This window comes from Atlantibacter hermannii (assembly GCF_009907385.1).
Taxonomy (GTDB): Bacteria; Pseudomonadota; Gammaproteobacteria; order Enterobacterales; family Enterobacteriaceae; genus Atlantibacter; species Atlantibacter hermannii_A.
In genome coordinates, this window is sequence record NZ_JAAATR010000084.1 from 99,151 (window position 1) to 122,445 (window position 23,295).

22 protein-coding genes and 1 pseudogene are annotated in these 23,295 nt (G+C 56.8%); 16 read left to right on the forward strand and 7 right to left on the reverse strand.

The window, feature by feature from the left end; genetic code table 11:
- Entirely contained in the window at positions 1-321 is a 321-nt protein-coding gene (clpS, locus tag GV764_RS19080) for an ATP-dependent Clp protease adapter ClpS (protein WP_002463110.1), read from the reverse strand.
- A 325-nt stretch (positions 322-646) separates the two neighbouring features.
- On the opposite strand from clpS, the gene cspD reads away from it, so the two are divergent.
- Positions 647-871 (forward strand): cold shock-like protein CspD, encoded by a 225-nt coding sequence (gene cspD, locus GV764_RS19085; protein ID WP_161661496.1) that lies wholly within the window; start codon positions 647-649, stop codon positions 869-871.
- 72 nt (positions 872-943) lie between these two features.
- On the opposite strand, the gene macB is transcribed toward cspD, so the two are convergent.
- Positions 944-2,884 (reverse strand): macrolide ABC transporter ATP-binding protein/permease MacB, encoded by a 1,941-nt coding sequence (gene macB / locus GV764_RS19090; protein WP_161661497.1) that lies wholly within the window; start codon positions 2,882-2,884, stop codon positions 944-946.
- Positions 2,881-3,996, reverse strand: a complete 1,116-nt coding sequence (gene macA / locus GV764_RS19095) for a macrolide transporter subunit MacA (RefSeq protein WP_161661498.1) — start codon at positions 3,994-3,996, stop codon at positions 2,881-2,883. The genes macB and macA overlap by 4 nt, the downstream gene beginning before the upstream one ends.
- Before the next feature lie 153 nt (positions 3,997-4,149).
- Here macA and GV764_RS19100 point away from each other — a divergent pair, with 153 nt between their 5' ends.
- A complete protein-coding gene (locus GV764_RS19100; protein WP_161661499.1) occupies positions 4,150-5,109 on the forward strand; it encodes a VirK/YbjX family protein in 960 nt (319 codons plus the stop codon).
- Here GV764_RS19100 and GV764_RS19105 read toward each other — a convergent pair.
- Positions 5,106-6,764 (reverse strand): ATP-dependent endonuclease, encoded by a 1,659-nt coding sequence (locus GV764_RS19105; RefSeq protein ID WP_161661500.1) that lies wholly within the window; start codon positions 6,762-6,764, stop codon positions 5,106-5,108. The genes GV764_RS19100 and GV764_RS19105 overlap by 4 nt on opposite strands.
- Positions 6,765-7,150: 386 nt before the next feature.
- Here GV764_RS19105 and GV764_RS19110 point away from each other — a divergent pair.
- The 4 genes and pseudogenes from GV764_RS19110 to hcr all read left to right on the forward strand — a co-directional run.
- Positions 7,151-7,594 (forward strand): annotated as a pseudogene (locus GV764_RS19110) (aquaporin); the annotation flags it as partial.
- Positions 7,595-7,717: 123 nt separating this feature from the next.
- Positions 7,718-8,617, forward strand: coding sequence for a LysO family transporter (locus GV764_RS19115; protein WP_161661501.1), 900 nt, complete (start codon positions 7,718-7,720; stop codon positions 8,615-8,617).
- Positions 8,618-8,758: 141 nt separating this feature from the next.
- Positions 8,759-10,411, forward strand: a complete 1,653-nt coding sequence (gene hcp / locus GV764_RS19120; RefSeq protein ID WP_161661502.1) for a hydroxylamine reductase — start codon at positions 8,759-8,761, stop codon at positions 10,409-10,411.
- 9 nt (positions 10,412-10,420) lie between these two features.
- Positions 10,421-11,389: an NADH oxidoreductase gene (gene hcr / locus GV764_RS19125; RefSeq protein ID WP_161661503.1), complete on the forward strand. Its 969-nt coding sequence runs from the start codon at positions 10,421-10,423 to the stop codon at positions 11,387-11,389.
- Between the two features lie 36 nt (positions 11,390-11,425).
- Here the strand turns inward: hcr and GV764_RS19130 are convergent, their stop codons facing one another.
- On the reverse strand, positions 11,426-11,854 hold the full coding sequence (locus tag GV764_RS19130; RefSeq protein ID WP_161661504.1) for a DoxX family protein: 429 nt from the start codon (positions 11,852-11,854) through the stop codon (positions 11,426-11,428).
- Between the two features lie 145 nt (positions 11,855-11,999).
- Here GV764_RS19130 and poxB point away from each other — a divergent pair, with 145 nt between their 5' ends.
- The 4 genes from poxB to GV764_RS19150 all read left to right on the forward strand — a co-directional run bounded on the left by poxB (position 12,000) and on the right by GV764_RS19150 (position 17,317).
- Positions 12,000-13,718, forward strand: a complete 1,719-nt coding sequence (gene poxB, locus GV764_RS19135; RefSeq protein ID WP_161661505.1) for a ubiquinone-dependent pyruvate dehydrogenase — start codon at positions 12,000-12,002, stop codon at positions 13,716-13,718.
- A gap of 38 nt (positions 13,719-13,756) precedes the next feature.
- The gene (ltaE, locus tag GV764_RS19140; RefSeq protein ID WP_161661506.1) at positions 13,757-14,758 is read left to right on the forward strand and encodes a low-specificity L-threonine aldolase; all 1,002 of its coding nucleotides are present in this window, start codon (positions 13,757-13,759) and stop codon (positions 14,756-14,758) included.
- Between the two features lie 12 nt (positions 14,759-14,770).
- Positions 14,771-16,219: an SDR family oxidoreductase gene (locus GV764_RS19145; protein WP_161661507.1), complete on the forward strand. Its 1,449-nt coding sequence runs from the start codon at positions 14,771-14,773 to the stop codon at positions 16,217-16,219.
- Positions 16,220-16,306: 87 nt separating this feature from the next.
- Positions 16,307-17,317, forward strand: a complete 1,011-nt coding sequence (locus GV764_RS19150; protein WP_161661508.1) for an NAD-dependent epimerase/dehydratase family protein — start codon at positions 16,307-16,309, stop codon at positions 17,315-17,317.
- Here the strand turns inward: GV764_RS19150 and GV764_RS19155 are convergent.
- Both GV764_RS19155 and GV764_RS19160 read right to left on the reverse strand, forming a co-directional pair.
- Complete coding sequence (locus tag GV764_RS19155; RefSeq protein ID WP_201743268.1) at positions 17,314-18,138, reverse strand: N-acetylmuramoyl-L-alanine amidase; 825 nt, start codon at positions 18,136-18,138, stop codon at positions 17,314-17,316. The genes GV764_RS19150 and GV764_RS19155 overlap by 4 nt on opposite strands.
- Before the next feature lie 2 nt (positions 18,139-18,140).
- The gene (locus GV764_RS19160; protein ID WP_125291749.1) at positions 18,141-18,464 is read right to left on the reverse strand and encodes a heavy metal-binding domain-containing protein; all 324 of its coding nucleotides are present in this window, start codon (positions 18,462-18,464) and stop codon (positions 18,141-18,143) included.
- A gap of 169 nt (positions 18,465-18,633) precedes the next feature.
- Here GV764_RS19160 and GV764_RS19165 point away from each other — a divergent pair, with 169 nt between their 5' ends.
- The 6 genes from GV764_RS19165 (at position 18,634) to artJ (ending at position 23,202) form a co-directional block, all read left to right on the forward strand.
- A complete protein-coding gene (locus tag GV764_RS19165; protein ID WP_161661510.1) occupies positions 18,634-19,170 on the forward strand; it encodes a lipoprotein in 537 nt (178 codons plus the stop codon).
- 215 nt (positions 19,171-19,385) lie between these two features.
- A complete protein-coding gene (gene artP, locus GV764_RS19170) occupies positions 19,386-20,114 on the forward strand; it encodes an arginine ABC transporter ATP-binding protein ArtP (protein WP_161661511.1) in 729 nt (242 codons plus the stop codon).
- Between the two features lie 20 nt (positions 20,115-20,134).
- The gene (artI, locus tag GV764_RS19175) at positions 20,135-20,866 is read left to right on the forward strand and encodes an arginine ABC transporter substrate-binding protein ArtI (protein ID WP_161661512.1); all 732 of its coding nucleotides are present in this window, start codon (positions 20,135-20,137) and stop codon (positions 20,864-20,866) included.
- A 7-nt stretch (positions 20,867-20,873) separates the two neighbouring features.
- A complete protein-coding gene (artQ, locus tag GV764_RS19180; protein ID WP_125291745.1) occupies positions 20,874-21,590 on the forward strand; it encodes an arginine ABC transporter permease ArtQ in 717 nt (238 codons plus the stop codon).
- Positions 21,590-22,258 carry an arginine ABC transporter permease ArtM gene (gene artM / locus GV764_RS19185; protein ID WP_144130491.1) on the forward strand — a complete coding sequence of 223 codons (669 nt, stop codon included), beginning with the start codon at positions 21,590-21,592 and terminating at the stop codon, positions 22,256-22,258. The genes artQ and artM overlap by 1 nt, the downstream gene beginning before the upstream one ends.
- A gap of 209 nt (positions 22,259-22,467) precedes the next feature.
- A complete protein-coding gene (artJ, locus tag GV764_RS19190) occupies positions 22,468-23,202 on the forward strand; it encodes an arginine ABC transporter substrate-binding protein ArtJ (protein WP_161661513.1) in 735 nt (244 codons plus the stop codon).
- The last annotated feature ends 93 nt before the right edge of the window (positions 23,203-23,295 follow it).

Below are 23,295 nucleotides of genomic sequence, written 5' to 3' on the forward strand. Positions count from 1 at the left end.
TCAGGCTAGTTCCTGCGTACACAGCAACGGATGCTCGTGCTTCCTGGCATATTGATTCACCATCGCCACTTTGGTCTCAGCGACTTCTGCGGTGAAAATGCCGCAGATGGCTTTCCCTTGATAGTGAACCGTCAGCATCAATTGTGTTGCACGCTCTACATCATAAGAAAAGAACTTTTGTAGCACGTCAATAACAAATTCCATCGGCGTGTAATCATCGTTCATTAACATAACTTTATACATAGATGGCGGTTTTAGCCCCTCGTCGAGCTTATTTTCCGCCAGTCGCTCAAAATCCAACCAATCGTTCGTCTTACCCATTGCCCACTTTCATCGCTGGTTAACTAAACAGTAAGCAGGCTGTCAGCCCGCTGCTCATCCAGTTATACGCCATTTGAATCTACCTTAACTTACAGATAACTATCATCTATCGTTGCTATCCGCGAACATTGTCACATTAATGGCAATAGCGTTAACTGCTTCAAAATTTTGACTGATTCTTGTCCATTTCACCCCGTCAGACGCTTGACGCGTTGCCTGATTTCTCTAAATTGTACAGGCGTGAGTTGGCGAGGTTTTGAACAACGCACCCTCACCCACCGGTTCATTCCATCTTACTTATAAGATTCATGAAGGATGTCGAAGCATGGAAACGGGTACTGTTAAGTGGTTCAATAATGCCAAAGGGTTTGGTTTTATCTGCCCCGAAGGCGGCGGCGAAGACATCTTCGCCCATTATTCCACCATCCAGATGGATGGTTACCGTACGCTCAAAGCCGGACAAATTGTCAGGTTTGATGTACATCAGGGGCCCAAAGGCAATCATGCCAGCCTCATCGTTCCTCTGGAAGCAGAGACGGCAGTCGCTTAACGCGTCTGTTTTATTGTGTACATCCCACACCTAAAATGCCAGCCTCCGTGCTGGCATTTTACTTTTCAGGCATTACTCACGCGCCAGCGCATCTACCGGATTTAACCGCGCGGCATTGCGCGCCGGCAGCCAGCCGAACAGGATCCCGGTCGCGGTAGAGCAGACAAACGCCGTGATGAGCGCCAGCCCCGAGAAGCCAATCTGCCAGCCGGGGAGGAACAGCTGCAGGGTAAAGGCGATAAGCAAGGATAGCCCAATTCCCAGCGCGCCGCCGACCAGACAGACCAGCACCGCTTCGATGAGAAACTGCTGGAGCACATCGCTGGCGCGCGCGCCCACCGCCATACGGATGCCGATCTCCCGCGTCCGTTCAGTGACCGAAACCAGCATGATATTCATGACGCCGATGCCGCCGACCACCAGCGAAATCACCGCCACCAGGGTTAAAAACAGCTGAAGCGTGCGGGTGGTTCGCTCCGCCGTTTGCAGAAAGCCGTCCATATTCCAGGTGAAGAAATCTTTCTTACCGTGGCGCAGCGCCATTAAGCGCGTCAGCTGCTGCTCGGCCTCCTGGCTGCTGTATCCCTCTTTGACGCGCACGGTGATGGAGTTCAGCCAGGACTGGCCCATGACCCGGCCGGACATGGTGGAGTATGGCAGCCAGACGCGCAGAATTTTACTGCTGCCAAACATTGACTGCTTCTCCTGGGCCACGCCGATAATCGTCGCAGGCATATTCCCAACCAGAATCACCTCGCCCATCACATTGCGCTTATCCGGGAACAGCTGGCGGCGGGTGTTTTCATCAATCACCACCACCTGCGCGCGGCCCTGATGCTGCGCCTGATTGAAGGTGCCGCCCTCGCTAAAGGTCATCCCGTAGACGTTGAAATACTGCTCGCTGACGCCGTTGGCGCTGGCCGCCACGTCTTTATTGCCATAGCGCACCCGCAGGTTGCTTGACAGCGCGGGCGTCGCCGAACTCACCCAGGGCTGCTTTTGAATCGCCACCAGGTCGTCGTATTTCAACGCCTGCTGGTATTGCGGATCGTCATCGCCGAAATCGGTACCGGGATAAATATCGATGGTATTAGTACCGATGGAGCGAATGTCTTCCAGCACCAGCTGTTTCGCCGCATCGCCCACCACCACGATAGAGACCACCGACGCGATGCCGATGATAATGCCCAACATGGTCAGCAGGGTGCGCATTTTATTGGCCGCCATCGCCAGCCACGCCATGGTGAATGCTTCGCGAAATCCGCTGGTAAACTGCTGCCAACCGCCTTCCCGCGACGTGCGCTCAATCTTCGCCGCCGCCCGTCCGGCCAGGGCGGGTGGATTGCTGACGATTTCCCCGTCGCGGATCTCAATCACCCGCTCCGCCTGGGCGGCAACCGCGGGATCGTGGGTAACAATAATCACCGTATGGCCGCGATCGCGCAGCTGCTTCAGGGTGGCGATAACTTCGTCACCGGAGTGGCTGTCCAGCGCCCCGGTAGGCTCATCGGCCAGAATCACCTGGCCGCCGTTCATCAGTGCCCTGGCGATACTCACGCGCTGCTGCTGGCCGCCGGAAAGCTGTGACGGGGCATAATCCACACGCGCCGCCAGCCCCAGCCGCTCCAGCAGTTCACGAGCGCGCTGCTGGCGGGCTTTCCGTCCCGCGCCCGCATAGATCGCCGGGATCTCGACGTTCTGCGCCGCCGTTAAGTGCGACAGCAAGTGGTAGCGCTGGAAGATAAAACCGAAATGTTCGCGACGCAGTTGCGCCAGCTGGTCACCGTTGAGCGTTGAAACGTCGACGCCTGCCACTTTATAGCTGCCCGAGGTCGGCTTATCGAGGCAGCCGAGGATATTCATCAGGGTGGATTTGCCCGAACCGGAGGCGCCGACAATCGCCACCATCTCACCGGCATTGATGCTCAGCGTCACGCCTTTCAGCACGTCTACCGGTTCGCCGCCGGACAGATACTGGCGGCGGATATCGGTCAGTTCAAGCAGTGCCGTCATTGCGCCGCTCCGGGCGTGGTTTTGCCGGTAACGACTTCCTCGCCCTCTTCCAGACCCTTAATAATTTGCACCTGGGTGTCGTTGCGCGCGCCGATGGTCACTTCGCGCTCGCGGGTTTCGCCGTTTCGCATAATGGTGATGTGGTAACGGTTATCGCCGATGGGATCGCCCAGCGCCGACAGAGGAATAGTAAGCACGTTTTTCATCCCGCTGAGCTGGATATGCACCTGGGCGGTCATATCCAGCCGCAGCACGCTTTGCGGGTTTGGCACTTCAAAGCGAGCGTAATAGAAAATCGCGTCGTTCACTTTTTCCGGCGTCGGCAAAATATCTTTCAGCACGCCTTCGTAGCGGGTTAACGGATCGCCCAGCACGGTAAACCACGCCTTCAGCCCCGGACGCAGGTGGATAATATCCGCCTCCGATACCTGAGCTTTCACCAGCATGGTGCTGAGATCGGCCAGCGTCAGAATATTCGGCGCCTGTTGGGCGGCGATCACCGTCTGGCCCTGCAGCGTGGTGATTTGCGTCACTTCACCGGCCATCGGGGCGATAATGCGGGTAAAATCGAGATTGGTTTTGGCGGTATCGAGGGAAGCCTGATTACGCTTGATTTGCGCGTCGATGGTGCCGATCTGCGCTTGCTTAACGGTCAGCTCCGTCGCCGCGGTATCCAAATCCTGACGGGAGACGGCCTGAGTCCTGGCCAGCGCCTGCTGGCGGCTTAACGTCACTTTTGCCAGCTGCATCTCCGCCATCGCCTGCTGGCGCTGGGCGCGCAGCTCCTGCAGCGTTGCTTCCACTTCTTTGATCTGGTTTTCAGCCTGTTCAGGGTCAATGACGCCCAAAAGCTGGTCTTTTTTAACTTTATCGCCAATTTCAACCGACAGCGTTTTTAGCTGGCCGCTGACTTGCGCCCCTACGTCGACCTTTTTCAGCGCGTCGAGTTTGCCGGTCGCCAGCACGGTTTGTTCCAGATCGCCTTTGCGCACAATCAGGGTCTGATACTGCGGCTGCGGCGCAGTCAACGTTCGCCATGCCCATAACGCGGCAATCAGCACGATGACCGCCAGAACCCAATACCGCTTTTTACCTTTTCCCTTAAAACGCATAAATCCCAGGTCTCTTTAGAAATCTGTCCATTGCGTTTATCTAAACGCACCCTCAACAAAAATGATTCTATCCTGCTACGCCCGCGCTTATTGAATTTTCATTGAATAACGCTCTGCTCAAATACAGGCTCGTTTAACTACAGAGCGACTGCCATGTCCACTTTTATTGAAACTACTCAGGTCGAACACAATGCCCCGCGCAATGGCTGGCAGCTTTTTAAAATGCTCGCAACCGGCCAGTGGAGGCCCGGCAGCGCATGGCATAACCCAGGTTATCGCCGCAAATTTCTGTTGCGCTCTTTAGCTTCGCCGTTAGTCACCAGCAAGCTGCTGAGCGCATTATCAAAACAGCCCAATCTGGAAACCTTGTTGAAAGCCCAGCCTGGCTTACCCTGTCGGTTACATCGCCCTTATCTGTCAGTGCACACCCGCCGCACTCAGGCCCTGTCAGCGCTGGATTTTCACTATAAACAATTAATCCGACTTTTACCCGCAACGCTTTTGCTGTCGCACTGGTCAGCAACCGGAGCGAACCTGGCACAGTTAACCGGTAAAAACGGCGAGCAATATCGCATTCAACTCGCCTCGCTGTCGATGCTGGATAAAGAGGGTGAGGCTACGCTGGTCTTTTTTGATGAAAACGACACCGTACTGGCCGAGATGACTTTTACGCTGTGCCAGCGCAACGGTAAACCGACGCTGTTCATTGGCGGATTACAGGGGGCGAAGAACTGGGTGCCCCATGAAATGATCCAGAGTGCCACCAAAGCCTGTCACGGGTTGTTCCCAAAACGTCTGCTACTGGAGACCGTCTGCCATTTAGCGCCCTTGCTGCAGGCTTCACAGATTCAGGCGGTGGGCAACGACACCCATATCTATCGCAACTGGCGCTACGCCAAAAAGAAAAAAGATAAACTGCACGCCGATTACGACAGTTTCTGGCTGTCGATGGGCGGCGAGCCAGGAAAGGATGGCTATTTTACGCTGCCTGACGTGATCACCCGTAAGCCGATGGAGGAGATCGCCAGTAAGAAACGTGCCGAATACCGCCGCCGCTATGAATTGCTGGATAGCCTCGCGGCTCAGGTTATCTCAACTATCCGCACACGTTAATCGGCACGACCCCGCGCCAGCCACAGTACGCGGGAAAACATTTTACGTAGCAGGTGCGGTACGGCGTCAACGCCCCGCCGCCCTGCTTCCAGCGCCACTTCAATCGCCAGGTCCGGTTTTGAGGAGCGGTGGATCGCTTTGGCGATCACCCGGCGCATATTCATCGGGATATTTTCCGGCAGCTGCGCCACGCGGTGAAACACGTCTGCGAAGCCCTCGCGGTACATGAAATGCTCCATATCCATAGCGGGCAGCGCGGTTAAATGCTCGCGCTCATGGTCGCGGTCATTATTCAGGATACTGCGCACCGTGGCGGCATATTTTTTCCCGGCTTCGTCGCCGTCCACCAGCACATGCCATTCAATACCCATGCGCCGGGCGAACTTAATCAGCGGTTTTAAGCCGGACTGGGCGAACTCAATCACCCTGACCCCTTCGGCATCAAAATGGTGGCCGCACTGGCGCGCCAGTTCGTTAATCACCCAGACTTCGGTTTCGCCTTCCACCAGCAGCCAGCAGCGGGCAAACAGCGCCGCCGGGCGGTTAAAGCGAATATGAAACGCAATGCGCCGATTATCTTCGGCGTTCAGGCCCCCCGGCCCCAGACGCCAGGCCGAAACCCGGGCGGATTCACGCACCAGACGGCAAACCTGCTCAACCGGCGTCAGCGACAGCAGTTCACTGGAGTTCGTGGTGGTAATTTTTTGCAGCGGCAGCAGATTCAGCAGCTGCCAGGCTACCGAGAGCATGATTGGATGCAGCCGGGTTTCCGGATCTTCCACCAGCAACAGCGGGCGCGCGTCACGATCGAGTTTTACCGTGCCTTTCGCCTGCAACAGCGTGGAAAACAGGCCCAGCAGGATCACCCGATGGGTGCGACTGCCGGGTTTGTCGATCATCCGGTTGATCACATCCAGATAGCGCCAGCTGCGCTGTTCATCATGCGAACGGCGGCGCAACAGACGATGACGCGCCTGGTCGCTGCTCTGCTCGGCAAAATAGTGCTCCAGCAGTTGCACCATTGCCGACAGCCCCTGGCGAATCTGCCCGTCGGTGAGATTTTGCGGACGCGCCACCAGCTCGCGAGCCAGAAAATCGAGCTGGCGCGCGGTGACCTCTACCTCCGGCGCGCCAGGCAAGGTGCCGGTGCGGATACGCTGCATAAAGCGCGCATCCCGCAGGCGCAGCACCGGGTTCAGGCGGATTAAATGGCTTGCCAGGCTATCAATATCATCCAGATCCAGCGGCTCGCCCCGGCTGTTAAGAAAGCTGCGCAGGGTCATCACCGCGCCGTCGTCGGCCAGTTCGCCTTCCAGACGGTAAAAGATCCGCGCGTAGCCATCGTCGCCACGATCCCACACCTCGTTGAGATGACGATAGCGCCGCCCGTTATGGCGGCCCGGCTGGGTCTCCCGGAAGGTCAGAATGATGTGCAAATGGTGTTCCCGGCCATGAATATCGCCGGGCGGGAACCAGAAGTCGTCGCGGGTAAAGGGGTAGAGATCGGCACCGGGCGCCAGTAATAAGGTCAACGCATCCAGCAGACTTGATTTACCCCAGGCGTTTTCACCAATCAACACATTGGTGTGTTCCAGCATCAACGATAACCGATTGATGCCGCGAAAACCGACAATCTCTACACGCTCAAGGAACATTTTCTCTCCCAATGCTGCCTGTCCTTTATAGGGTGGCAGTATAGCGGCAGCTTTTCGTTTATGTCACCGACTCGCGCTTAGCGGATAAATAATCGCCAGCATCAGTGGTCTGATTGCTAAATATTATCGATTCGTTAACGCTATTTAATTTTCTTCAGAAAATACCCAAACAATATCCTGCTTAACAGGAAAGCGCTCAAAGCCCTGTAATTCTGGCTGTCTGACATCAAACACTCTGTATTTATTGTTCTGGCGGACGACAAAGGCGTTTCATTAAAGTAAACGGCTTTCATTTATTATGATTAGTCATAACGGCGGCGCGTCATCACAATAAATCAATTACGATTGATGGCGATATTGCTCTGTTAAACACTGGTGTGGATAGATGGGCAGGGGGCCGTTTCCCGGCGAAAGACAGTCTCGGTTATGTTATTGCGCACATTACTGACAGTAGTCTCGCCACGGGCGTGCTCTGTTTAATCGCCAGCGGTTTTGCCTCTAATAGTTATGGCGAACCTTCGCCAGGTGGATATTCAATGCAGTCCGCCATTATTATTGAGAGTGTAGTAACCGGTGCATTTCTGCTGATTATCCACGTTGCGACGGATAATAACGTCCCGGCTGGTTTCGCGCCGATTGCCATCGGTCTGGCGCTAACGCTGATCCACTCGATCACTATTCCGGTAACCAGTACCCCGGTAAACCCGGCGCGCAGACTGGCTGTCGCGGTATTCCCGGGCAGCCGGGCGCTGCAACAAGCGTGGCGGTTCCGGGTAATGCCGATTACCGGCGGGGTGATTTACCGCACCCTGATGGAAAAACGCACTTAATGATGAAAAGGCCTGCTTATTGCAGGCCTTTTGCATAAAAATCTCTATTTTTTGCTGCTTTACTCACTTACTGGCTTTGGGTAGTGTTAAGAGGCTCATTTTCTGCAAGGACCTCATTTTCCCATGTTGTCAGGATTACTGATTATTTTACTGCCGCTCATCGCCGGTTATCTTATTCCCCTCAAAAATAGCGCCGCGTTAAAAACCATAAACCGTCTGTTGAGCTGGATTGTCTACGTGATCCTGTTTTTTATGGGGATAAGCCTGGCTTTTCTCGATAATCTGAGCAGCAATCTGCTGGCGATTTTCCATTACTCCGCCGTCAGCGTGGTGGTGATTTTATTGTGTAATTGCGCGGCGCTGTTCTGGCTCGATAAATCCCTGCCCTGGCGGCATCACCATCATCAGGAAAAACTCCCCTCGCGCGTCGCCATGGCGCTGGAGTCGCTTAAGCTGTGCGGCGTGGTGGTGCTGGGTTTCGCGCTTGGCTTAACCGGGATGAATTTTCTTATTCACGCCACCGAAGCCAGCGAATATACCCTTATCTTCCTGCTGTTCCTGATTGGTATTCAGCTACGCAATAATGGCATGACGCTGCGCCAAATCGTCTTAAATCGACGCGGAATGATTGTGGCGATAATTGTGGTCGGGAGTTCGCTGGTGGGCGGCGTGATTAACGCCTTTATTCTTGACCTGCCGATCCACACCGGTCTGGCGATGGCGTCGGGATTTGGCTGGTATTCCCTGTCGGGAATATTAATGACCGAGTCCTACGGCCCGGTTATCGGCAGCGCCACCTTCTTTAACGATCTGGCCCGCGAACTGGTGGCGATTATGCTGATCCCCGGCCTGGTGCGCCGTAGCCGTTCAGCCGCGCTGGGTTTATGCGGCGCGACCTCAATGGATTTCACCCTTCCCGTTCTGCAACGCAGCGGCGGCCTGGAGATGGTGCCTGCCGCGATTGTTCACGGCTTTATTCTTAGCCTGCTGGTGCCGTTATTGATGGCGTTTTTCGCCGCCTGATACCTCTGTGGCGGTACGCTCGTACCGCCAAAATTGCGCTAAATCAATCTCCGTTCAAATTGCAGTAAAAATCACTTTTAACCCCTGACACAGACGCATAATCTTAAACATGTATATCAAATATAACTTTAAGGTATCATTATGTTTTGTGTGCAATGTGAACAAACCATCCGTACTCCTGCCGGCAACGGCTGCTCATACGCTCAGGGTATGTGCGGCAAAACCGCCGAAACATCCGACCTGCAAGACTTACTGATCGCCGCACTGCAAGGCCTGTCCGCATGGGCGGTCAAAGCGCGTGAACAGGGCATTATCGATCATGAAATCGATAACTTCGCTCCGCGCGCCTTCTTCTCTACCCTGACCAACGTTAACTTCGATTCGCCGCGCATCGTCGGCTATGCCCGCGAAGCGATCGAAAAACGCGAAGCGCTGAAAGCGCGCTGCCTGGAAGTGGATGCCAACGCCACCGTTGACAACCCAATGGCGGACCTGCAGCTGGTCAGCGCCGATCTGGGCGATTTACAGCGTCAGGCGGCGGAATTTACCCCGAACCGCGACAAAGCCGACATCGGCGAAAACATTCTCGGCCTGCGCTTACTGTGCCTGTATGGCCTGAAAGGCGCGGCGGCGTACATGGAACATGCCCATGTGCTCGGCCAGTACGACAATGAAATTTACGCGCAGTACCACCAGTTTATGGCGTGGCTGGGCACCTGGCCTTCCGACATGAACGCGCTGCTGGAATGCTCCATGGGCATCGGCCAGATGAACTTCAAAGTGATGAGCATTCTGGACGCGGGCGAAACCGGTAAATACGGCCACCCGACCCCGACTCAGGTTAACGTTAAACCGGTTGCCGGCAAATGCATCCTGATTTCCGGTCACGACCTGCTGGATTTGCACAACCTGCTGGAGCAGACCGAAGGCACCGGCGTGAACGTTTATACTCACGGCGAAATGCTGCCGGCCCACGGCTACCCGGAGCTGCGTAAATTTAAGCACCTGGTCGGCAACTACGGCAGCGGCTGGCAGAACCAGCAAACCGAATTCGCTCGCTTCCCTGGCCCGATCGTGATGACGTCAAACTGCATCATCGACCCGACTGTCGGCAGTTACGACGATCGCATCTGGACCCGCAGCATCGTCGGTTGGCCGGGCGTGAACCACCTGGAAGGCGACGATTTCAGCCCGGTCATCGAGCAGGCGCAACAGCTGCCTGGCTTCACTTACAGCGAAATCGAACACCTGATCACCGTGGGTTTTGGCCGTGAAACCCTGCTGGGCGCTGCCGATTCGCTGATCGACCTGGTAAGCCGTGAAAAACTGCGCCATATCTTCCTGATCGGCGGCTGTGACGGCGCGCGCGGCGAGCGTAACTACTTCACCGATTTCGCCACCAGCGTCCCGCAGGATTGCCTGATCCTGACCCTGGCGTGCGGTAAATACCGTTTCAACAAACTGGACTTCGGCAATATCGAAGGCCTGCCGCGTCTGGTGGATGCCGGTCAGTGTAACGATGCTTACTCTGCCATCATTCTTGCCGTGACCCTGGCGGAAAAACTCGGCTGCGGCGTAAACGATCTGCCGCTGTCGCTGGTCCTCTCCTGGTTCGAGCAGAAAGCGATTGTGATCCTGCTGACCCTGCTGTCGCTGGGCGTGACCAATATCGTCACCGGCCCGACGGCCCCAGGCTTCCTGACGCCGGATCTGCTGGCTGTGCTTAACGAGAAGTTTGGTCTGCGTTCCGTGACCACCGTTGAAGAAGATATGCAGCAGCTGCTGAGCGCGTAAGGAGAACCTATGACGATGCCAACCTCTCAATGCCCGTGGCGGATGCAGGTACACCACATCCAACAGGAAACCCCGGATGTCTGGACCCTGTCGCTGTTCTGCCACGATCATTATTCGTACCAAGCCGGACAGTATGCGCTGGTGAGTATCCGTAACAGCGCAGACACGCTGCGAGCCTATACGATTTCGTCAACGCCAGGCGTCAGCCCGTTTATTACGCTGACCATCCGCCGCATCGACGAGGGGGTTGGCTCGCAATGGCTGACCGGTGAAGTAAAACGCGGGGACTATATCTGGCTGTCGGACGCCCAGGGCGACTTTATCTGCGAAGATAAAACCACTGACCGCTTCCTGCTGCTGGCAGCGGGTTGCGGCGTGACGCCGATTATGTCGATGCGCCGCTGGCTGGCGAAAAACCGCCCGCAGGCGGACGTGCAGGTGATTTATAACGTCCGTTCACCGAAAGACGTTATTTTCGCCGAAGAGTGGAAAAACTACCCGGTTACCCTGGTGGCGGAAGTGACCAACGAGCCGGGCTTTATCGAAGGCCGCCTGACCCGCGAGATCCTGGCCGCCGTGCCGGATATCGCATCGCGCACCGTGATGACCTGCGGCCCCGCGCCGTACATGGACGCGGTGGAAGAGAACGTCAAAGCGCTGGGCGTAACCCGGTTCTTTAAAGAGAAGTTCTTTACGCCCGTTGCCGAAGCGGCCACCAGCGGCCTGAAATTCACCACGCTGACCCCAGCCCGTGAATTCTACAGCCCGGTGGGCACCACGCTGCTCGAGGCGCTGGAAAGTAATAAAGTGCCGGTCAATGCCGCCTGTCGCGCCGGGGTTTGCGGCTGCTGCAAAACCCGCGTGGTGTCCGGCGAATACACCGTCAACAGCACCATGACGCTCACCGAGCGGGAAATCGCCGAAGGCTATGTGCTGGCCTGCTCGTGCCACCCGCAAGGGGACTTAGTCCTGGCATGATTGAGTTAAAAAAGGCGCTGAAAAGCGCCTTTTTCTTTACCGCCACTGCCCGCCCAGCGCGTAACGTCCCGCCCCGAGAAACGCCACCGCCAGCGCCGCCACGAAGAAGTAGACCAGGCTTTCAATCGCCCATGCGCCCACTTTATCGAGCATAAAGGTTTTATCCATCCCCACCAGCAGCCACGCCACCACCATGGTAAACGCCAGCCCCAGCGCGGACAGCCGCGTCAGGATGCCGAGGATAATCAGCACCGGCGCAACCACTTCCCCCAGCAGCACGCCGTAGGCGACAAACCCCGGAATGCCGCGCGCGGTCAACATCCCCGCGATACCGTCCACGCCGCCAAACAGCTTATGCAGGCCGTGAAACAGCATCAAACCGCCCACGCTCAGCCGTAACAGCAGCTTACCCAAATCGTCTTTACTCAATGCGCTGTTAACAGCGCCCATCGCCTTCGCCACCATATAAACCCCATTTTTTGTGTGAGATGAGAATAATTTACACTTAATTTTTATCGGCAGTGAGCTGCTGAAAATGAGAGGTTATCCGGTCTGCATCCGTTATTGGACTACGCTTTAAGCGAAATCAGAAAGTATAAAAGGAGATCCGATGAAACAGACCGTTGCGGCGTATATCGCCAAAACCCTGGAGCAGGCTGGCGTGGCGCGTATCTGGGGGGTAACCGGGGACTCATTAAACGGGCTGAGCGACAGCTTAAACCGCATGGGCACCATCGACTGGATGCCGACGCGCCACGAAGAGGTCGCGGCATTCGCGGCGGGCGCGGAAGCGCAGCTTACCGGGCAACTGGCGGTGTGCGCAGGCTCCTGCGGGCCAGGTAATCTCCATTTAATTAACGGGCTGTTTGACTGCCACCGCAACCACGTGCCGGTGCTGGCAATCGCCGCGCATATCCCGTCGAGCGAAATCGGCAGCGGCTATTTTCAGGAAACCCATCCCCAGGAGTTGTTTCGCGAATGCAGCCACTATTGCGAGCTGGTGTCCAATCCGGAGCAGATCCCGCAGGTGCTGGCGATTGCCATGCGCAAAGCGGTGCTGAACCGCGGCGTATCGGTGGTGGTTTTGCCGGGGGACGTCGCGCTACAACCTGCGCCGGAAACCGCCAGCACGCACTGGTATCCTGCCCCGCAGCCGGTTGTCGTGCCCGAAGAGAGCGAGCTGAAAAAACTGGCCCAGGTGCTGCGTTATTCGAGCAATATCGCGCTGATGTGCGGCAGCGGCTGTGCCGGGGCGCATCAACCGCTGATCGCCTTCGCGGAAAAACTGAAAGCGCCCATTGTCCATGCGCTACGCGGCAAAGAACATGTTGAATACGATAACCCTTACGATGTGGGGATGACCGGACTGATCGGCTTTTCGTCGGGCTATCACACCATGATGAACGCCGACACGGTGATCCTGCTCGGCACTCAGTTCCCTTACCGGGCGTTCTACCCTACCGACGCCAAAATCATCCAGATTGATATCAATCCGGGCAGCATCGGCGCGCACAGTAAAGTGGATATCGCGCTGGTAGGCGATATTCGCGCCACCCTCACCGCGCTGTTACCCATGCTGGAAGAGAAAACCGACCGTAAATTCCTGGATAAGGCGCTGGAGAACTATCAGGAGGCGCGTAAGGGGCTGGACGATCTGGCGAAACAGGGAGACAAGCAAATTCACCCGCAGTATCTGGCTCAGCAGATCAGCCAGTTCGCCGACGACGACGCCATCTTTACCTGCGATGTAGGGACGCCGACCGTCTGGGCGGCGCGCTATCTGAAAATGAACGGTAAACGCCGGTTGCTCGGTTCGTTCAACCACGGCTCGATGGCTAACGCCATGCCGCAGGCGCTGGGCGCGAAAGCCAGCGCGCCGCAGCGTCAGGTGATTGCCATGTGCGGCGACGGCGGGTTCAGCATGCTGATGGGTGATTTCCTGTCGGTGGTGCAGATGAATCTGCCGATCAAAATCGTGGTGTTTAACAACAGCGTGCTGGGATTTGTGGCGATGGAGATGAAAGCGGGCGGCTATCTGACCGACGGCACCGACCTGCATCAGACTAATTTCGCCGCAATCGCCAACGCCTGCGGCATCACGGGAATTCGCGTTGAAAAACCCGAAGAACTGGACGCGGCGCTGAACCAGGCGTTTAACACCGACGGGCCGGTGCTGGTGGATGTGGTGGTGGCGAAAGAGGAATTAGCCATCCCGCCGCAAATCAAACTGGAGCAGGCCAAAGGGTTCAGCCTGTATATGCTGCGCGCCATTATCAGCGGACGCGGCGACGAAGTGCTGGAACTGGCTAAAACCAACTGGTTCCGGTAAAAAGTAAGGCATCTCCTCGATAATGAAAAGGATATGCCGTGATTGACTTACGCAGTGATACCGTAACCCGGCCAGGGCGCGCCATGCTGGAACAGATGATGGCGGCCCCGGTTGGGGATGACGTCTACGGGGACGACCCGACCGTTAATGAACTCCAGGCTTACGCTGCCCAGCTCAGCGGAAAAGAAGCCGCTTTATTCCTTCCTACCGGCACCCAGGCCAATCTTGTCGCTTTGCTGAGCCACTGCGAGCGCGGCGAAGAGTACATCGTCGGCCAGGCGGCCCATAACTATCTGTTTGAAGCGGGCGGCGCGGCGGTATTAGGCAGTATTCAGCCGCAGCCGATTGAAGCGGAGCTGGACGGCACGCTGGCGCTGGATAAGGTGGCCGCTAAAATCAAACCCGACGATATCCATTTTGCCCGCACCCGTCTGCTGGCGCTGGAAAATACCCACAACGGCAAAGTGCTGCCGCGCGAATACCTCCAGCAGGCGTGGGAATTCAGCCGCGAGCGCGGCCTGGCCCTGCACGTCGACGGCGCGCGTATTTTCAACGCCGTGGTGACCTACGGCTGCGAGCTGGAAGAAGTGGTTCGCTACTGTGATTCGTTCACCATTTGCCTGTCTAAAGGACTGGGAGCGCCGGTGGGATCGCTGCTGGTGGGTAGCCGCGATTACATCAAACGCGCCACCCGCTGGCGGAAAATGGTCGGCGGCGGGATGCGCCAGGCCGGGATCCTGGCAGCGGCGGGGCTGTACGCGTTGCAGAACAACGTAGATCGCCTGAAAGACGATCACGAGAACGCCGCCTGGCTGGCCGATGCGCTAAAAGCCACTGGCGCGGACGTACGGCGTCAGCAGACCAATATGCTGTTTGTGCGCGTGCCGCAGCAGGATGTCGCCGCACTGGGCGAGTTTATGAAGCGCCGCAATATTCTGATCAGCGCCGCGCCGGTGACGCGTCTGGTGACCCACCTGGACGTCAGCCGCGAGCAGTTGGCGGAAGTGGTCGACAGCTGGCAGCAGTTTCAACAACGGTAACGAGGAGCAGGGATGAGCGAGCCGCAGCGGATACTGGTTCTTGGGGCCAGCGGGTATATCGGGCAACATTTACTCCCGAGGCTGAGCGCCGAAGGGCATCAGGTTATTGCCGCTGCACGCAACGTCGAACGGCTGGAAAAGCGCCAGCTGCCGGGCGTCACCTGCCGCCCCCTGGATTTACTGTGGCCGGAAAACTTGCCCGAACTGCTGGCAGGCATCGACACGCTCTATTATCTGGTGCACAGCATGGGCGACGGGCGTGATTTCGTCGAGAAAGAGCGCCAGGCGGCGCTCAATCTGCGCGATGCGCTGCGCCAGACCCCGGTGCGCCAGGTGATATTTTTAAGCTCCCTGCAAAGTCAAGACGCGCCGTCCGATCATCTGCGGGCGCGCCAGTTAACCGCCGACACGCTGCGCGATGCCGGCGTGCCGGTAACTGAACTCCGGGCGGGGATTATCATCGGCGCGGGCTCCGCCGCGTTTGAAGTGATGCGCGATATGGTTTACAACCTGCCGGTGCTGACGCCGCCGCGCTGGGTGCGCTCGCGCACCACCCCCATCGCGCTGGAAAACCTGCTGGTGTATCTGCTGAAGCTGCTCGATCATCCGTCCGCTGAGCACCGCATCCTTGAAGCCGCCGGGCCGGAAGTGCTGAGCTATCAGGAACAGTTCGAGCGGTTTATGAAGATCAGCGGCCGCCATCGCCCGCTGATCCCGATCCCCTTCCCCACCCGCTGGATCTCGGTGTGGTTTCTCAACATGATCACCTCGGTGCCGCCTGCTATCGCCCGGGCGCTGATCCAGGGGCTGAAGCACGATCTGCTGGCGGACGACAGCGCCCTGCACGAATTAATCCCTCAACGGCTGATTTCTTTCGACGACGCGGTTCGCGAAACGCTGAAAGAAGAGGACAAGCTGGTGAATTCCAGCGACTGGGGCTATGACGCCCAGGCGTTCGCCCGCTGGCGGCCTGAGTACGGCTACTACCCAAAACAGGCGGGTTTTACGCTGAAAACCTCTGCCAGCCTTGAGTCGCTATGGAACGTCGTCAACCGTATCGGCGGGAAAAAAGAGCGCTACTTCTTCGGCAACTACCTGTGGAGCACCCGCGCGGGCATCGATCTGCTGCTCGGCCATAAGCTGGCGAAGGGCCGCCCGGAACACGCCCTGTTGCAGGTCGGCGACGCCGTCGACAGCTGGAAAGTGATTATCGTCGAGCCGCAAGCCCAGCTGACGCTGCTGTTCGGCATGAAGGCGCCGGGACTGGGGCGGCTGTCGTTTAATTTACGCGATCTGGGGCCGGAGCGATCGCTGGACGTTCGCGCCTGGTGGCACCCGCACGGCACGCCCGGTTTATTCTACTGGCTGGTCATGATCCCAGCGCATTTGTTTATCTTTCGCGGGATGGCGCGTCAGATTTGCCGCCTTGCCGGGCAGGAAGAGCAAAAACGCCGGCGCTAACTCTGAATCTTTCGCTATTCTGATTGCATAGCCGTTGATTTCACGAAAGAATGCGCGGCGTTATTTTCTCTTACAGAGCGGGCAGCGATGAAAGTACTGGTCACGGGCGCCACCAGCGGTTTAGGCCGAAACGCGGTCGAATATTTACGCCACAGAGGGGTAAGCGTCCGGGCCACCGGCCGCAACGAGGCCATGGGCAAGCTGCTGCAAAAAATGGGCGCGGAATTTATCCACGCCGATTTAACCGAGCTGGTCTCCTCCCAGGCCAAACAGATGCTGGCGGGCATTGATACCCTGTGGCACTGCTCAGGTTTTACCTCACCCTGGGGCACCCAGCAGGCGTTTGATATGGCGAACGTGCGCGCGACCCGTCGTCTTGGCGAATGGGCCGTCGCCTGGGGCGTGCGCAATGTGGTGCATATCTCGTCGCCATCGCTTTATTTCGATTATCACCACCATCGCGATATCAACGAAGAGTTCCGCCCGGTGCGCTTCGCGAACGAGTTTGCCCGCAGTAAAGCGGCAGCGGAAGAGGTCATTCAACTGCTGGCGCAGGCTAACCCGCATACCCGGTTTACCATTCTGCGTCCGCAAAGCCTCTTCGGGCCGCACGATAAGGTGTTTTTCCCGCGGCTGGTCCAGATGATGCGCCACTACGGCAGCATTTTGCTGCCGCGCGGCGGCGATGCGCTGGTGGATATGACCTATCACGAAAACGCCGTGCATGCGATGTGGCTGGCCAGTTCGGCAAGCTGCGACGCGTTGCCGTCGGGGCGCGCGTTTAACATCACCAACGGCGAGGCGCGACCGCTGCGCCAGATTGTCGAGCAGTTGATTGCCGGGCTGGGTATTCGCTGCCGCATCCGCTCCGTGCCGTATCCCATGCTGGATATCATCGCCCGCAGCCTGGAACGGCTGGGCAACAAGTCGGAAAAAGAGCCTGCCCTTACCCATTACGGGGTTTCCAAGCTCAATTTCGATTTTACCCTCGACATTACCCGCGCTGAAAACGAACTGGGCTACCAGCCCATTGTCAGCCTGGATGAAGGCATTACCCGCACCGCGCTGTGGCTGAAGGATCACGGTACGCTGCGTTAACCCCTGCCATATTTTTCCAGTAACGCCTGGGCAATGGCCTGGGTTTCTGCATCGGCCACGCCGTCATAGCGCGCGGGCCGGAAATGCATCTGAAAAGCCTCAATGACCCGCTTTTGCCGGGCGGGCGTCATCTCAGGCGTCACTTCATAGCCATACCGGGCCAACAGCGCCAGCAGTTCGCCGCTGTCCACCGGTTGATAAGGGCTTCTGCCCATCAGCCAGAAACTCACCCGCGCCGGATCGGGCCAGGCGCCGATGCCCTGCTTCGCCAGCTCCGCCCACGGAAACAACGGGCCGGGATCGTCTTTACGCTGGGGCGCGATGTCGGAATGCGCGACCACGTTCACCGGGAGTATGTTGTAACTATTAATGATATCCCATGCCAGTTTCGCCAGCACCTCGATCTGCACCGGGTTAAACGGCGCAAACTGCTTTTGCCCGCCCTGCCGCCGCCAGCCGCGGTTTTCTAACTCGATGCCAATCGAGGTGTCGTTAATCCGGTTAGTGCCGCGCCAGTAGCTAACGCCCGCATGCCACGCCAGCTCCTGTTCCGGCACTAGCTGCCAAATCACCGGCTTGCCGTTGCGCACCGGCGGGTTATCCGGCACCAGATAATGGGCGCTGACGTTGCGGTCGGTAAGCGTGGCGAGGGAGCGGTCAAAATCATCGGCGGTGTAATGGATCACCAGCACTTTGATGCGCGGGTACGCCGCCTGGGCCGGGCGGCGGAGATCCACCTGGTAATCGCCCCGGTCGACGACCCCTTTCTCTCCTGCGCAGCCCGCCAGCAACGCCGCCAGTAGAATCAGTAGCGCACGCATGCTCATCGACGGGTTTTCACCGCCGTTCCGGTGACGCTAACCATCAGCATGCTGCTGTCTTTGCCCACGGTTTCATAATCGATATCAATGCCGATCACCGCATCGGCCCCTAAACCCCGGGCCTGCTCTTCCAGTTCGCGAAAAGCGATTTCCCGCGCTTTGCGCAGCTCTTTTTCATACGAACCGGAACGGCCGCCGACGATGTCGCGGATGCCCGCGAAAAAATCGCGGAAAATATTGGCACCGAGAATTGCCTCGCCGGTGACTACGCCGCAGTACTCGACAATGGCGTGTCCTTCAAGATTGGGGGTAGTGGAAAATTGCATAATCGCTCCTTCTTTGGCTATCAATGCGTTAGCACAGATTATCAGACACGGGGTATGAATCGATACGCTATGCTTACCTGAGGCCCGCTGGCGCGCCAGCCCTGGCGGGGTCAACCTAAGCAATGCTCTGACACATACCGTAGTCCTTCAGAGAAAATAAGGAAATAAAATGCGCCCATTAGCTTTGACTCTTGTTTTGCCCTGCGCGCTGTTACTCAGCGCCTGCGCCACCGACTCGACCACGGCATTTAAGGATATCGGCACCCGCAACGGCCCTTGTGTTGAAGGCGGCCCGGACAGCGTCGCGCAAAAATTTTATGACTATCGCATCGCGAATCCGGCTGTCGGCACCAGTAATCTCGGCGCGCTGCGTCCTTATCTGAGTGATGATTTATACGCGGAACTGCAAAAGGCCAGTTCCGACAGCGCGAACAGCGCGTTCCTGCGCAGCGATATTTACTCCAGCCGCACCACCACGCCGTCTCAGGCCAGCGTGTCCAGCGCGTCGACGATCCCGAATACCGATGCACGAAATATTCCGCTACGCGTGGCGTTAAACCAGGGGAGCGAGCGTTGGCAGGACGAAGTGCTGATGATACGCGAAGGTCAATGCTGGGCGGTAGACGATGTGCGCTATCTTGGCGGCTCAGTGCATGCCCCGGCCGGTACGCTACGCCAGTCGGTTGAGAACGATCTGCGTACCTGACAGGCGCTGCCAGCGGGATGGGAACGGCGAGTTTGAAAATAGTCTGACTTTACTGCATAAACTGGATTTTTATTCTCGCCTCCCTCCTGCCCCGTTATTTTGTGCTAAGTTTAAGGCGCAACAGAGGATATTTTTAAGTTTTAACCCACAAATATTGCATAACTATTCTGCTAACGTTACTATTCGCGGTCTCAATTGCTATTCAACAGTTTCGCATGAGTATTCAACTAAACGGCATTAATTGCTTCTACGGCGCACATCAGGCGCTGTTTGACATCACCCTACATTGCCCTCAGGGCGAAACGCTGGTGCTGCTTGGTCCAAGCGGCGCGGGAAAAAGCTCGCTGCTGCGCGTACTCAACCTGCTTGAGATGCCGCGCGCCGGGCAGCTCACTATCGCCGGTAACCACTTTGACTTTGTCAAAACGCCGGACGATAAAGCGATTCGCGAACTGCGCCAGAACGTGGGTATGGTCTTTCAACAGTACAATCTGTGGCCCCATCTGACGGTGCTGCAAAATCTGATTGAAGCACCGTGCCGCGTGCTGGGCCTTAGCAAAGCGGACGCCCGCGCCCGCGCCGATAAACTGCTGGAGCGCCTGCGCTTAACGCCGTATGTGGATCGCTATCCGCTGCATCTTTCCGGTGGGCAACAGCAGCGCGTGGCGATCGCCCGCGCCCTGATGATGGAGCCGCAGGTGTTGCTGTTCGATGAGCCAACCGCGGCGCTGGATCCGGAGATCACCGCGCAAATCGTCAGCATCATCCGCGAACTTTCGCAAACCGGTATCACCCAGGTTATCGTCACCCATGAAGTTGAAGTGGCGCGCAAAACCGCGAGCCGCGTGGTGTATATGGAAAACGGCCATATCATCGAGCAAGGGGATGCGCGTTGCTTTACCGACCCGCAGACCGACGCGTTTAAATACTACTTATCTCACTGATGTTGATCGGGACAATGACAATGAAAAAAGTACTGATTGCCACGCTGCTTGCCAGCATGAGCCTGTCCGCCGCTGCGGCGCAGACCATTCGTTTTGCCACGGAAGCCTCCTATCCTCCGTTTGAATCGATGAACGATAAAAATGAGATCGTTGGTTTTGACGTGGATCTGGCGAATGCGCTGTGTAAAGAGATCGACGCCACTTGTACCTTCACCAACCAGGCGTTTGACAGCCTGATCCCCAGCCTGAAATTCCGCCGTTTCGACGCGGTGATGGCGGGTATGGATATCACCCCTGAGCGTGAAAAGCAGGTACTGTTCACCAATGCTTACTACGACAACTCCGCGCTGTTCGTGGGCCAGCAGGGTAAAGTCGCCAGCATTGACCAGCTGAAAGGCAAAAAAGTGGGCGTCCAGAACGGCACCACGCACCAGAAATTCATTAACGATAAGCACCCGGAAATCACCACCGTGCCGTATGACAGCTACCAGAACGCCAAACTGGATCTGCAAAATGGCCGTATTGACGCGGTATTCGGCGACACCGCCGTCGTGACCGAATGGCTGAAGAGCAATGACAAACTGGCTGCTGTCGGCGATAAAGTGACCGATAAAGATTATTTCGGCACCGGTTTGGGTATCGCGGTTCGTCAGGGCAACACCGAACTCCAGCAGAAATTCAACACCGCGCTGGAGAAAGTGAAGAAAGACGGCACCTACGAAACTATCTATAACAAATGGTTCCAGAAGTAATATCTGAATGAACGAAATGTTTCCTTTAGCAAGCGCCGCCGGGATGACCGTCGGCCTTGCCGTTTGCGCGCTGATCATCGGCCTGGTGCTGGCGATGATCTTCGCGGTTTGGGAGTCTGCTAAATGGCGGCCTCTCGCCTGGATCGCCACCGGCCTGGTCACGATGTTCCGTGGGCTGCCGGAAATTCTGGTGGTGCTGTTTATCTATTTTGGCTCGTCACAGCTGCTGCTCCTGCTTTCTGATGGCTTCACCCTCAATCTTGGCTTTGCGCAAATCCCGGTGCAAATGGAGATTGAAAATTTTGACGTCAGCCCGTTCCTGTGCGGCGTGATTGCCCTGTCGCTGCTGTATGCCGCGTATGCTTCGCAAACCCTGCGCGGCGCGCTGAAAGCGGTGCCAGTGGGCCAGTGGGAATCCGGCCAGGCGTTGGGTCTGTCAAAGGTTGCGATTTTCTTCCGGCTGGTGATGCCGCAGATGTGGCGTCATGCCCTGCCCGGCCTCGGCAACCAGTGGCTGGTGCTGCTCAAGGACACCGCGCTGGTGTCGTTAATTAGCGTGAACGATTTAATGCTGCAAACCAAAAGCATCGCCACCCGCACCCAGGAGCCGTTCACCTGGTACATCGTGGCGGCGGCCATCTATTTAGTCATTACGCTTATCAGCCAGTACATCCTGAAACAGATCGATCGGCGCGCCACGCGCTTTGAACGGAGACCAGGCTGATGCTGGAATATTTACCCGAACTCCTTAAAGGCCTGCAAACCAGCCTGACGCTTACCGTCGCCTCGCTGATTGTGGCGCTGATCCTCGCGCTGCTGTTCACTGTGGTACTGACCCTGAAAACGCCGGTGCTGTCATGGGTGGTGCGCGGTTACATTACCCTGTTTACCGGCACCCCGCTGCTGGTGCAGATCTTCCTGATTTACTACGGACCGGGGCAATTCCCGACGCTGCAGGAATATCCGGGGCTGTGGCACCTGCTGTCTGAGCCATGGCTGTGTGCGCTGCTGGCGTTGTCCCTCAACTCGGCGGCGTACACCACGTTGCTGTTCTACGGGGCGATTCGCGCCATCCCGGAAGGGCAATGGCAATCCTGCCAGTCGCTGGGTATGAGCAAGAAAGACACGCTGGCGATTTTGCTTCCTTATGCATTTAAGCGCGCCCTGTCGTCCTACTCCAATGAAGTGGTGCTGGTGTTCAAAAGCACCTCGCTGGCCTATACCATCACCCTGATGGAAGTGATGGGCCACGGCCAACTGCTGTACGGAAGAACTTATGATGTGATGGTGTTTGGTGCCGCTGGCGTTATCTACCTGATCGTTAATGGTTTGCTGACGCTGATGATGCGCCTGATTGAGCGACGCGCGCTGGCGTTTGAACGCCGTAACTGACGCTGATCGCCCGGTCCGAGGCACTCTGTCGCGGGCCGGGTTATGGATAATTTCCCCTGCGGTTATGTGCCCCCTTCCCTTTCATCCCCCCTCCTGTCGCAAAATATAATTATACATTTTTATTGCATATAAATTCATTAGCTGGCATGGTGTATTCACGCCGGGTAAACGGCGATCCAGAATAAAAATTGACAGACGGGAGCTATACAATGAAAAAGTTACTTTTGGCGGCAATCCTCTCTACGGTGGCGGTTTCTGCAGGCGCGGCAGAGAAAATCAGCTTCGGCTCTTCGGCCACCTACCCGCCTTTCGAATCGCTGGACGCCAACAACCAGATCGTCGGTTTTGATATCGATCTCGCCAAAGCGTTATGCAAACAAATGCAGGCGGAATGTACCTTTACCAACCACGCGTTTGACAGCCTGATCCCGTCACTCAAATTCAAAAAATACGACGCGGTGATTTCCGGTATGGACATTACGCCTGAGCGCAGCAAGCAGGTGGCATTTACCGAGCCGTACTACGCCAACTCCGCGCTGGTGATCGCGAAGAAAGACACCTACAAGTCCTTTGAGGATTTGAAAGGCAAACGCATCGGCATGGAAAACGGCACCACGCACCAGAAATACCTGCAGGATAAGCACCCGGAAGTGAAAACCGTGGCGTATGACAGTTATCAGAATGCGATTATCGACCTGAAAAATGGCCGTATTGATGGCGTCTTTGGCGACACCGCCGTGGTGAACGAGTGGCTGAAAACTAACCCGCAACTGGGTTCAGCGACGCCGAAAGTGACCGACCCGCAGTATTTCGGTACTGGTCTGGGCATTGCGGTGCGTCCGGATAATGTGGCGCTGCTGAAGAAGTTTAACGATGCGCTGGCGGCGATTAAAGCGGATGGCACTTACCAGCAGATTAATGATAAGTGGTTCCCGGCACAGTAAATTTTCCGTTCAGTGGGAGGAATTCCGTTCGGGGGAGTTATTCCGTTCGGTGGAAGGGTTCCGTTTTTTGTAGGGTGGAAGGGTTCCGTTCGG